This window comes from Nocardia alni (genome assembly GCF_019038435.1).
In the GTDB taxonomy this organism is placed as follows: Bacteria; Actinomycetota; Actinomycetes; order Mycobacteriales; family Mycobacteriaceae; genus Nocardia; species Nocardia alni.
Genome location: NZ_JAGPOX010000003.1, coordinates 1 through 11788, shown reverse-complemented (window position 1 = coordinate 11788; position 11788 = coordinate 1). Strand labels below are relative to the sequence as shown.

At 68.7% G+C, this 11788-nt stretch carries 8 protein-coding genes; 3 read left to right on the top strand and 5 right to left on the bottom strand.

Annotated elements, in window-relative coordinates; translation table 11 throughout:
- The first annotated feature begins 8 nt into the window (after nucleotides 1–8).
- Entirely contained in the window at nucleotides 9–599 is a 591-nt protein-coding gene (locus tag JZ791_RS01975) for a TetR/AcrR family transcriptional regulator (protein ID WP_216892370.1), read from the top strand.
- Here JZ791_RS01975 and JZ791_RS01970 read toward each other — a convergent pair.
- The gene (locus tag JZ791_RS01970; protein ID WP_216892369.1) at nucleotides 586–2196 is read right to left on the bottom strand and encodes a DUF2207 family protein; all 1611 of its coding nucleotides are present in this window, start codon (nucleotides 2194–2196) and stop codon (nucleotides 586–588) included. The two genes, JZ791_RS01975 and JZ791_RS01970, sit on opposite strands and share 14 nt — an antisense overlap.
- Before the next feature lie 584 nt (nucleotides 2197–2780).
- On the opposite strand from JZ791_RS01970, the gene JZ791_RS01965 reads away from it, so the two are divergent.
- A complete protein-coding gene (locus JZ791_RS01965; RefSeq protein ID WP_216892368.1) occupies nucleotides 2781–3743 on the top strand; it encodes a neutral zinc metallopeptidase in 963 nt (320 codons plus the stop codon).
- Here the strand turns inward: JZ791_RS01965 and JZ791_RS01960 are convergent.
- The 4 genes from JZ791_RS01960 to JZ791_RS01945 form a co-directional block, all read right to left on the bottom strand.
- The gene (locus JZ791_RS01960; RefSeq protein ID WP_254205089.1) at nucleotides 3740–4447 is read right to left on the bottom strand and encodes a TetR/AcrR family transcriptional regulator; all 708 of its coding nucleotides are present in this window, start codon (nucleotides 4445–4447) and stop codon (nucleotides 3740–3742) included. The two genes, JZ791_RS01965 and JZ791_RS01960, sit on opposite strands and share 4 nt — an antisense overlap.
- Nucleotides 4447–6699, bottom strand: coding sequence for an MMPL family transporter (locus tag JZ791_RS01955; RefSeq protein ID WP_216892366.1), 2253 nt, complete (start codon nucleotides 6697–6699; stop codon nucleotides 4447–4449). Before JZ791_RS01955 ends, JZ791_RS01960 begins: the two co-directional genes overlap by 1 nt.
- Nucleotides 6700–6785: 86 nt before the next feature.
- The gene (locus JZ791_RS01950; protein WP_216892365.1) at nucleotides 6786–8072 is read right to left on the bottom strand and encodes an ammonium transporter; all 1287 of its coding nucleotides are present in this window, start codon (nucleotides 8070–8072) and stop codon (nucleotides 6786–6788) included.
- 59 nt (nucleotides 8073–8131) lie between these two features.
- Nucleotides 8132–8983 (bottom strand): hypothetical protein, encoded by an 852-nt coding sequence (locus JZ791_RS01945; RefSeq protein WP_254205088.1) that lies wholly within the window; start codon nucleotides 8981–8983, stop codon nucleotides 8132–8134.
- Between the two features lie 481 nt (nucleotides 8984–9464).
- Between JZ791_RS01945 and JZ791_RS01940 the strand changes: the two genes are divergently transcribed.
- Nucleotides 9465–11788 (top strand): DNA polymerase III subunit gamma and tau (locus tag JZ791_RS01940; protein ID WP_216892364.1); only part of this gene is annotated, 2324 nt, incomplete at its 3' end.

Here is an 11788-nt window from a genome sequence, read left to right as displayed (position 1 = left end):
AGGTGAGGATGTCCGAGCGCTTACGCGCCGACGCGCGCAATAACCGTGACCAGATCGTCGCGGCGGCGCAGATCGTCTTTCGGGAGCAGGGCGTCGAGGTGTCCATGAAGGAGATCGCCGATCGTGCCGGCGTCGGCGTCGGCACGCTGTACCGCCGGTTTCCCGATCGCGGTGCGCTGATCAGTGCGGCGGCGCACGCCTATCTATCCGGCCTGGCCGACCTGGCCGCTATCGCCCGCAGGGAGGAGAGCAGGGCCTGGCCGACGCTGTGCCGGTTCCTGCGCGAGTGCGCGGGATTACGGCTGGGTGCGATGGCGGCGGCCCTCGAACCCACGCTGCACGCGGATATGCGCAGCGATCCCGCGCTGACCGAGATACGCGGCCGGGTCGCCGAGCATGTCGAGGCCATGACCGCGCAGGCGCAGGCCGAGGGCGATCTGCGCACGGATATCGGTGCCATGGAGATCGCGCGGCTGATGACCCTGCAGATCTTCGTCTTCCCGGATGAACCGTACGAGGACGCGGTGGCGCGGATGATGGACATCATCCTGGATGGTTTGCGCGCTCACCCGGACCGCGCAGCCGTCACGCCGCAGTGAACAAACCCTCCAGCGCGGTGGCGAAATACGGGAAATGCCCGGCGAATCGGGTCAGATCGGCATCGCGCTCGAATCCGCCGAACCAGTACAGCCCCGGCTGCGGCCCGGCCAGGCTCAGCTCGCGGAACACCCGGATCCAGTTGTCGGCCCGGCCGCCGATGATCGTGTACGGCAGCCCGCGGGAGAACACCGGCTGCTGCTCGGCCGGCGGCACCTGATCGGCCCGCAGCGCGTCCAAGCCGTGTTGCAGGCCGCGCACCTTGGTCGCCAGGGCGCGTCCGGCCGCGGTGCGCGCCGGAAGGTACACCGGGCCCAGCAGCAGGGCCAGGCCGCCGATTCCGATCGCCACACCGACCAGGGCGTATCCACCGGACAGGGCCAGCGCGATGGTCGCGGCGATGCCGCCGACGACGAGTATCGCGCCCAGCCAGAACGCCAGGCCACGGCTCTTGCGGTCGGCCAGGATGCCGCGTTCGAGGGCATCGGCGCGCAGCGCGGTGCGCGCCGGTCCGATCGCGACCCGTCCGGGTGCGCGCAGTTCGGACATCAGAACCGACTCGACGCCGTCGGGCAGCACCGCCCGATATATCTCGCGCTCGTAGTCGCGCAGATTGTCGTCGGCCGGGTTGACCCGGGTGACGCGCCAATCGGAATCGCTCACCGGCGTGATCCAGATGTACCGGCGCACAGCGAGATCCACCACGGTCGCCGCGAGCGCGCCGGCGCCGACCGCGCCGTCCAGCAGCAGTCCGGCCGTGCCCGGAAGCACGCCGTCGGGGGAGACGAACTCGGCCTTACTTCCCTTGCGGCGCACCGGATCGACGACCTCTGTCGTCGACAGCGCCGCGGCATCCAGGCGTCGCGCCCACATCACGTAGCCACCGAACGCGATGAGCGCCACGATCAGGACGCCGAAGGCGGTGAGCGCGGCGGGCGTGAGCGCGAACGGGCCACTGGAATTGCCGTCGGTGATATCTGCGTTGGCGGGTACGGTCCCCGGCGGCAGTTGCAGGATCAGGTCGAGTACGTCGCCCTTGGCCAGACCCGTCTCGTGCAGGGACAGCACCCCGTCGGGTTCGATACTGGCGTCGCAGTGATGCGTCGTGCCCTGCGGGCCCACCGTGCAGCTGGTGATGCCCATTTTGTAACTGGGGCTGATCAGTGTGGCGTCGAAGGTGCTCACATCGGAGTTCAGAATGCCGTCCCAGCGGAACAGCTGTGTCCCCGGCGACTCGCTCACGGTGTTGTGCACGGTGTACTTGAACGAGGACGATCCGGGCGGTGCGTCCACAGTGAACAGATCGCCGTTCACCTGTGCGGAACCCGGCCCGGTACTGCTGATGTCGGTGACCTTGAACCGGCGCTCGCCGTTGTCGCCCAGCGCGACCCGTAGCGGCAGCGCCATGTGGAACTGCCCGCCCGCTGGTACGGTCACCGATTCGGCGACCTGAAGGTTCCCATCTCTGGTAAGTTTCACGTCGGCTTTGATCGCCGTGCCGACAGATGGAGCCGGCGCCTGCGCACCTGCCGCCGTGGCGAGCGTACCGGCGAGGACCAGTAACAAGCCGCCTACGGCGACCCCCCGAAAAATCCGCATGAGGCAACAGCATAGACACCTTGGTATTGTTCGGCATCGGCTGTAGAACACATTGATGGAAACGGGGGCACGGGGGAGTGAGCCTTTATCACCCTGTGGGCGCGGTGTCATCGCGCCCGTTCGTGCACGGCCGGGATACGTTGTGCCACAACAGCCGGTGGATCACGGTGCGTCGCGACTCGCGGCTCGCAACCTCTTTCACCGCCCTGCCGTCCGAGTGAATTGATCGAGTCATGAGCCAGCCTCCGTATCCGCCGGGCCCCGGCTATCCGCCGCCCGGACGCCCGCCGTACGGTCCACCGCCCGGTGGTCCCCGACCCGGCCCTGGTGGTCCGCCCGGATACGGTCCCCAGCCGGGGCCCGGCGGCCAGCCCGGTTATCCCGGCCAACCCGGTTATCCGGGGCAGCAGGGGCGGCCCGGCTACGGACAGCCCATCCCGCCAGGACCGCGTCCGCCCTATGGTGCGCCGCTACCCCCTCCCGGATATCCCGGTGGGCCCCAAGGTCTTCCGCCTCTGCCGCCGCCCGGATTCTATGGACGACCACCGACTTCCGGTGGCGGAGGCGGCGGTGCGATCATCGCCGTGCTGTCGGTGCTGGGCGTGCTGGGCCTGGTCGGAGCGCTGGTGGTTTTCGCCTCCATCCAGGGCGGCGGCAGTTCGACGACGACGGCGGACACCGTCACGCCGAGCTTCACCTACCCGTCCTTCCCGAGCTCGGAATCGGCCTTCCCGACAACGACATCCGACGCGGCCTCCACATCGACGTCCTCGAGCGCCGAGACCAGTGCCGAACAGACCACCGCGCCCGCCGGACCGCAGCCGGTGCAGGCCACGGCGAACAATCCGCTGTTCGGCAATGCGAACAGCGGCCTGCCCAATATCAGATGCAGCCTCCCGCAATGGGTCACCGACGAGGCCGCGGCCACGGCCTTCTTCACGGCGGCCAGGGCGTGCCTGGACAAGATGTGGCAGCCGGTGATGGCGGCGCAGCATCTGCCGTTCTTCAGCCCCGCCATTTCGGCTCCGGCACACGAGTCCGAGGTCACCGACAATCCCTGTAGCGGCGGCAATCCCAGCTGGGCCGCCGTGTACTGCTCGGCGAACAACACCATCTACATGCCGCTGGATCACATCCAGACCGACACGTACGGTGATCGCTGGTACATCTACATGATGATTTTCGCGCACGAGTACGGCCACCACGTTCAGGCCATGAGCGGGATCATGGACGAGGAGGATTCCCAGCGCGAGGATGCCGGCGCCGAGTCGGACAAGGGGCTGGAACTGTCTCGCCGGCTGGAACTCGAGGCTCAGTGCTTCGGGGGGATGTTCGTGGGATCCTCCACCGTCGCCGGCTTGTACACCAACGACGAGACCGATTACGTGCGTAAGGATCAGTACGAGCGCGGAGACGAACTGCAGCAGGTGGACATGCACGACCATGGCACCAGCCAGCACTACGGCGACTGGTACTACACGGGGCAGGTCAACGACCGTGTGCAGAAGTGCAATACCTGGAGCGCCGTACCGGGCGACGTGAGTTAACCCGCCGGATCCCCTGTGCGCAGACCGGCCAGCCACCGCGCCGCCTGCTCCGGATCCGGCACCGGGCCCTCGCCGCCGAGTACGTCGTCGAGGATGTCGAGCATCACGTGCCCGACGCAGGCGGCGCCCAGCACCCGCTCGATCAGGACGTCGGTATCTCCCCACGGCAGAGCGGGTTTGCTGATCAGCAGCATGGCGAGGCCGTGCGCGGTGGCCCAGAGCTCCAGCACCACCGGAGTGGGATCGCCGGGGGTGATGAGTTCGGCATCCATCGCGTCCCGGACGGTCTGGGTGAATCGCACGACCGCGCCGCTGCCGAGTACCCGATCCACCTCACTGGAGCGGCCGGTGGTCGGCAGAAAGGCCAGGCGGTACTGCTCGGGATATGCCAGCGCGAACCGCACGTAGGCCATGCCCTGATCGCGCAGCCGCATGATCGGCGAGCGCGTGGGATCGTCCGCGGCGCCCATTGCGGCGTCCAGGTTTTCGAAGACCTGGGCGACCGTCGCATCGATGAGCGCGTCCTTGTCGGCGAAGTGCCGGTAGATCGACGGCGCGCTGACCCCGACCAGCTTGCTCACCTCGCGGATGGACACGGCCTCGGCATTTCCGGTGCGCGCCAGCAGTTCCCGGGTGGCGTCGAGGATCTCCTCGCGCAGCTGCGCACCGGATCCGCGGGCCGAGCGCGGGCGTCGAGGGGCCATCACGGCACAGCCACCGGCACGTGTTCGGGCGCCGGGGTCGCGAATTCCTCGTGGAAGCCGAATCTTTCGTGCCATCGCCGCAGCGGCCGCGGCGCCCACCAGTTGGCGGTACCGAGCAGGCGCATGAGCGCGGGCACGAGCAGCCCGCGGATGACGGTGGCGTCGGCGAGCACGGTCAGGGTGAGACCGAGACCGAACATCTGGATGAACGACACTTGTGAAGAGACCATGGCTCCCAGGACGATAGCCATCAACGCGGCGGCGGCGGTGACGATGCGCCCGGTGCGTTCGACGCCGATCGCGACCGACCGGGTGTTGTCCGCGGCGGTGCGCTCGGAATTGTCACTGGCCAGCCAGGCCTCCCGGATGCGGGACAGCAGGAAGACCTCGTAGTCCATCGACATGCCGAACGCCAGGCAGAACATCAGAATCGGCATCGTCGGCACCAGATAGCCGGTCGCGGTGAAGCCCAGCAGGTTCGACAGATGCCCGTCCTGGAACAGCCATGCCATCATGCCGAACATCGCGGTCAGCGACAGCGTGTTGATCAGCATCGCCTTGATCGGTAGCACCACGCTGCCGGTGAACAGGAACAGCACCACGAACGTGGACAGCGCGATGAGCGCCACCGCCAGTGGCAGCCGGTCGGCCAATGAATGCAGGCCGTCGGCATCGATCTCGGCGTTACCGCCGAACAGCGTCGGCGCGGGCGCGGGCACGGCGCGCAGCCGGCGCAGTTGCCGCTGCCCGGCCGCGGAATACGGATCCATCGTCGTTGTGACGCTGAGGTATTGGCCCGAACTGCTGCGCATGCCGGGCGGCGACTGCGCCATGCGGGCGCCGGAGACGTAGACGCCCGCGTCGGACAGCACGGCCGAAACCCCGTCGACCTTCGACAGCGTCGCCGCATACGTCGTCGCGTCGCCGGAATAGCCCGGCAGCACGATCGTCGTGCCGGAACCGGCGTCGGCCGCGGGGAATTGGGCGCGCAGCTCGTCGCCCACCGCCCGGCTCACCGAGCCCGCCGGCATGACCCGATCGTCCGGGAAGCCGAATTTCACGCCGAGGAACGGAGATCCGAGTGCCAGCAGCGCGGCGATGATCACCAGTGCCACCGGCAGCGCGTGCCGCATCACCCAGCTCACCGTCCGGTACCAGCGCGACCGCTCGGGCGCGACCGGAACAGGCGCGGGGCGGCCCAGCAGGCGGCGCACCGCGGCCCGCACATCCCAGGCGTTTACCCGCTCGCCGAGCAGCACCAGCGCCGCGGGCAGCAGCACGATCGCCGCCGCCGCGGCGGCCACCACCACCGCGACGCCCGCATACGCGAACGACTTCAGGAAGTACAGGTTGAACACGCTCAGCACCGCGAGCGCGAGCGCCACCGTGAGCGCCGAGAACAGCACGGTGCGTCCGGCGGTCTGCACCGCCCGCACCACCGCGTCCCGATTCGCGCGCCCGCCTCGCAGTTCCTCGCGGTAGCGGCTGACGATGAACAGGCTGTAGTCGATGGCCAGCGCCAGGCCCAGTGCGGTGGTCATGTTCAGCGCGTAGACCGACACGTCGGTGATCATGGTGAAGCCACGCAGGATCGCCAGCGTGGCCGCGATCGCGAACAGGCCGACGGCCAGTGGCAGCGCCGCGGCGATCACGCTGCCGAACACCAGCGTCAGCACGATCGCCGTCAGCGGGATCGCCACACCCTCGGCCAGCGCGAGATCCTTGGTGATCTGGTTGTTCACATCGTGGTAGATCGCCGCCATGCCACCTGCCCGGACGGTGATCCCGGGGGTGGCGAGCCCGGCGAACTGTTCGGCGATGGTTCCGGCGGCCTTCTGGGCGGCGTCGTCACCGCCGGTGAGGTAGGCGACGACCAGTCCGCTGTGACCGTCGGTGCTGCGCAGGGCGGAGCGGAGGGTCGCGGGGCTCGTCCAGTACGACCGGACGCCGACCACGTCGGCGCGGCCCTGGAGTCGATCGGCGATCTCGGCGCCCACCCGCTGTGCCGCCGGGTCGTCGACGCCGCCGTCGGAGCGGACCAGCAGCACCAGATTCGGTTGTGCGCCGTGGAAGTCCTCGGCGAGCACCTGCGCCGCGCGCGTGGATTCGGCGTCGTTGGATGTGAATCCGGAGGATTTCAGATGTGCGGACACCGATGCGCCGAACAATCCACAGAACGCGGCCAGCACCAACGCCGCGAGCAGGATCGTGCGCGGGTAGCGGGTCGAGAAGTATGCGATGCGGGTCAACATGGCAGCCCCCGGTCCAGTTAGGTTAACGACGTTATAGTAACGCTGTTAACCTATGAACGCGCAAGAGGGAATCGGTGTGAGCCGTCTCAGTTGTGCGGACCGAACAGCCCGCGTGGGGCGTGACCGTGCACGCCCTCGACATAGGCGGTCTCGGCGTGCAGCGCGAAGTCGATGCCCGCGACCTCGTCCTCCCGGGTGATCCGGAAGCCCATGACGCGGTCGATGATCTTGCCCAGTACGAAGGACACCGCGAAGGCCCACAGCGCCACCACGAGCACGCCGACGGCCTGCTTGCCCAGTTGCACCGCACCGCCGCCGTAGAACAGCCCGCGCGCACCGCCGGTCATCACCCGGTTGGCCAGCAGGCCGATCAGCAGTGTGCCGGCGATTCCGCCGATGAAGTGCACACCCACCACGTCCAGTGAATCGTCGTAGCCCGCCTTGAACTTCCAGCCGACCGCGAACGAACACGCCACGCCCGCAACCAATCCCACGACCACAGCGCCCAGAGTGTTCACCGAACCGCAGGACGGGGTGATCGCGACCAGGCCGGCCACCGCGCCCGACGCCGCACCGAACGTCGTGGGACGACCATCGCGAATCCGTTCGACCGCAAGCCATCCGAGCATGCCCAGGCATCCGGCGACGAGGGTGTTGAGGAATACCGCGGCGGCGATACCGTTGGGCTGTAAAGCAGATCCCGCGTTGAACCCGAACCAGCCGAACCACAGGATGCCCGCGCCCAGCAGCACGAACGGCAGATTGTGCGGCCGCATCGCGTCGAGCTTGAACCCGACTCGCGGGCCGAGCACCAGTGCCAGGGCCAATGCCGAAGCGCCGGAAGCGATCTCGACCACCATGCCGCCCGCGAAGTCCAGCGCGCCGAACGAGGCCAGCCAGCCGTGCGGACCCCACACCCAGTGCGCGATGGGCGCGTACACCAGCAGCGTCCACAGCGGTACGAAGACCATCCAGGCGGAGAATTTGGCCCGATCGGCGATCGCGCCACTGACCAGTGCCGCGGTGAGAATGGCGAAGGTCAACTCGAAGGTGACGTACAGCAGTTCGGGGATTCCGCCGTGCGGACCGACGCTGTGCACGGTGCCGGGATCGATACCGGTCAGCGCGATATGGCTGAGGTTGCCGATCACCCCGCCACCGGCGTCCGGGCCGAAGGCCAGCGTGTAGCCCAGCAGTAGCCATACGACGGTTACCAGCGGTATGGCGACGAAGCTCATCATGAGCATGTTGAGCACGCCGGTGGAGCGCACCATGCCGCCGTAGAACACCGCGAGGGCGGGCGTCATGAGCAGCACCAATGCGGTGCTGGCCAGCAGCCAGGCGGTGGCAGCGGGGTCGATGGTCGAGGGCACGGGTGGCTCCTTCCAGAGGCAAAGCGTTGCATGGAAGTTACCGAATGCGCACAGCGGCTCTATCCGAGCCCGGGTGACCTGCGTTTGGTCTTGCGCGTCAATGCCCGCAGCCCGCGCGGCCCCGGCACCGGCAGGTCGTCACACAGGGCCAGCCATTCGGCGGTGACCAGCCACTGCTGCTGGGCGCGCGTATCGGCCGTGTCGTTGAACACCCGGCGTCCGCGATCGTCGCGCAGGTCGTGCGCGAGCACCGACCAGCGCGGCGGGCGATCGTGCTCGGACTGGTACTCCTGCAGGAATCCGGCGACCATCGTGCCGATCGCGTTGACCGGACGTTGTGAAACGCGGTTGCCGAATTTCGCCGAATGAAATCGCCGCCCGGCGCACAGCGAACGGGGCAGCGGATTGAAGGCGATCCACCCGGCCCGCTGCGCGCGTTCGATCACCCAGAGATGTTTCACCGCACCGGGCGCGATATCGCCGACCTGCTCGCGGATGAGCTCCTGCATCGGTTCGGCCTGCAGGATGTCGCGGCGGGTCGGGCCGATTCCGTGCTCGGCCCAATATTCGTGGGTCATGGTCGCCAGCACCCGGCCGAATTCGTCGATGCTGCGCTGGGCCCGGCGGCCGAGGCGTTCGATGCGTTCGGCCTCGGCGCGGACCTCGTTCTGCACGATCAGGGTGCGAATGGCCGCCATCGTCGGCACCTGGCCGCGCTCGAGCAGTTCGAGAATGGTTGCGGCGGTGCGTGGGTCCGCCGCCGCGGAGACGGGCAGCGAGGCACGGTTGAGCGCGAAATCCTGCGGGCTGATCGCCCTGCTCAGCAGACCGGCGGCGGCGGGATCTCCGGCGAACTCGGTATGCGAGAGCAACGCGGTGGCGATGTCGTCACACGACTGCACGGTCGACATTTCCTCCGGGACTTCTGGCGGGAGCGCGACGAGGGATGCATGAACTCCCGCTGCGTGCTATGGGGGTCCAGGTTGTGCCCCGGTCGGGATGAGGGACCGACCGGGGCCACCAACCTGATGAAGGTTTGGCTACCGAAGTTGCCGAGACCTACGTTAGCCAGTCGATTGCCTTTGATGCCAATCGCTTGACAAGATCGTTATATCCTGCTTTTTCCCTATAAAACGGGCATGCAGTTTGTTAACTACTGCGACGGCTGGTTTGAGCTTGGTATTCGGTGACGTTTGATTGTATTTCGAATTAGTTTGCCCCGCGGTTGTCCCCGGGAGTTCGTAGCGCCGGTGATGAACGGGTCCGAGGAATCCTTGTTCTGTAGCCCGCGATTTGCGACGCAATGGTCGGATCGGGCGCGCCTGCGATGGTCGATCGCCGCATTCCACCGTCACCGCCGACTCTGTCGGTGCTCGCCGGTACCCTCGGGCCGTGGCTCTGTACCGGAAGTACCGACCGGCAACGTTCGCAGAGGTGGTTGGGCAGGAGCACGTCACCGAGCCCCTCAGTACCGCCCTGGACACGGGGCGGATCAGTCATGCCTACCTGTTCTCCGGCCCGCGCGGCTGCGGTAAGACCTCCTCGGCCCGCATCCTCGCGCGCTCGCTGAACTGCGCCGAGGGGCCCACCTCGCGTCCGTGTGGTGTCTGCTCCTCCTGCGTGGCCCTCGGACCGGGTGGGCCCGGCAATCTCGACGTCATCGAGCTCGACGCCGCCAGTCACGGCGGCGTGGACGACACCCGCGAGCTACGCGATCGCGCCTTCTACGCCCCGGCCGAATCGCGGTACCGGGTGTTCATCGTGGACGAGGCGCACATGGTCACCACCGCGGGCTTCAACGCGCTGCTCAAGATCGTCGAGGAGCCGCCCGCGCACCTGATCTTCGTGTTCGCCACCACCGAACCCGACAAGGTGCTGCCGACCATCCGCTCGCGCACCCATCACTACCCGTTCCGGCTGCTCCCGCCCGCGACCATGCGCGGGCTCCTGGGCAAGATCTGCGAACAGGAACACGTGCCGGTCGAGGAGGCGGTGTACCCGCTGGTGATCCGCGCGGGCGGCGGTTCGCCGCGCGACAGCCTCAGCGTGCTGGACCAACTGCTGGCCGGTGCGGGTCCGGAGGGCGTGACCTACCCCCGTGCGCTGTCGCTGCTGGGTGTCACCGACATCGCCCTGATCGACGATGCGGTCGAGGCCCTGGCGGCGGCCGACGGCGCCGCGCTGTTCGGCGCGGTGGACAGGGTGGTCGAGGCCGGGCACGATCCGCGCCGGTTCGCCGGCGATCTGCTGGAGCGCATGCGCGATCTGATCCTGCTGCGCGCGGTGCCCAACGCGGCCGAGCGCAATCTGGTCACCGGTCCGGGCGATGTGCTCGAGCGCATGCGCGATCAGGCGCAGCGGGTGGGCCCGGCCGCGCTGGCCCGGTACGCGGACCTGCTGCATACCGGCCTGGGGGAGATGCGCGGCGCGACGGCTCCTCGCCTGCTGCTCGAGGTCGTCTGCGCGCGCATGCTGCTGCCCGGGGCCTCCGATACCGAATCCGCCACTCTGCAGCGCCTGGAGCGGTTGGAGAGCCGCGTGGCGGGCGGGGTGGTCGCCCCGGCCGCGCCCGGTGCCTCCCGTCCGCCGCATCCGGCCCCGGCGCCCGAGGAGCAGCCTCCCGCCGCGCCCGCGCCGAGCGGGTCCCCGTCGGGTTCGTCCCGGCGGCGAGGGGCGGAAGCCCTGGCGGCGATACGGGAGAGTCGCCCAGGGAGCCCGGCCGGGGAGCATCCGGCCGCCGCGCCGGAATCGGCCCCGGCGGCATCCGAATCGGCCCGGGTCGCGCCGGAATCGGCCCCGGTCGCGCCCGAATCGGCGCCGGGATCACAGGCGTCCGCGTCCACCGATACGGCAGCGGCGGACGGCGCCACCGGCGCGGCTCGCTCGAACGCCGCACAGCTGGGGGAGCAGCGCCCGCATCCGGCCCAGCGGGCTCAGGCGTCCCGCTCCGAATCATCCGGTGTACAGCCCGATTCCGAGGTCTCGCCCGCAGCCATCGAGACCGAGGAGTCCGGCGGTAATCCCGCTCTGGCGCAATCGGGCACGTCCGACGATACGGAATCAACCGCGCGGCACCAGGATTCGGATGCTGCGATGGCTCCGGCTCCGGCGGAGTTCGCCTTCGCGCCGGGAACGCCCGCGGTGGAGGCGTCCGATGATGCTGCGCGGCACGATGATTCGGCGGAAGACGGAGTCGCGCCACAGGACCCGGTGGCCTACGAGACCCCGGCGGAGGATTCTGATATCCGAGGCGCCGCCGATCGGGACGCGGGCATATCGGATCCGGCTGTCGTGTTGCCCGCCGAGACCGCACCGCCCGCAGACGACATGCCGCCCGTGGATGCCGCTTCGCCGGTGGATGCGCCGCCCGTATCCGAATCCGGACCGGCTCCGGAACCCATCGCCGACTCTGCGCGAGACGCGGCCGAATCCGGTGGCCCCTCCGGAGATGCCGCGCTGCATCAGGTCGAGGCCGCCTGGGGCGATATCCGCGCCAAGGTGCGGGAATTCGGCGCGGCCGTGCACGCCCTGCTGTCGGGGGCGTCGGTGGCTCGGCTCGAGGGGGACACCGTCGTGCTGGCACATCAGCACGCCCCGCTGGCACAGCGTCTGTCGAATCCGAAGTACTTGGAGGCGGTGCAGTCCGCGATCGCGGCCGTACTGGGTCGTGACTACGGGGTGCGCTGGGAGGTCGCGGGTGCGGCGCCCGCCCGTCC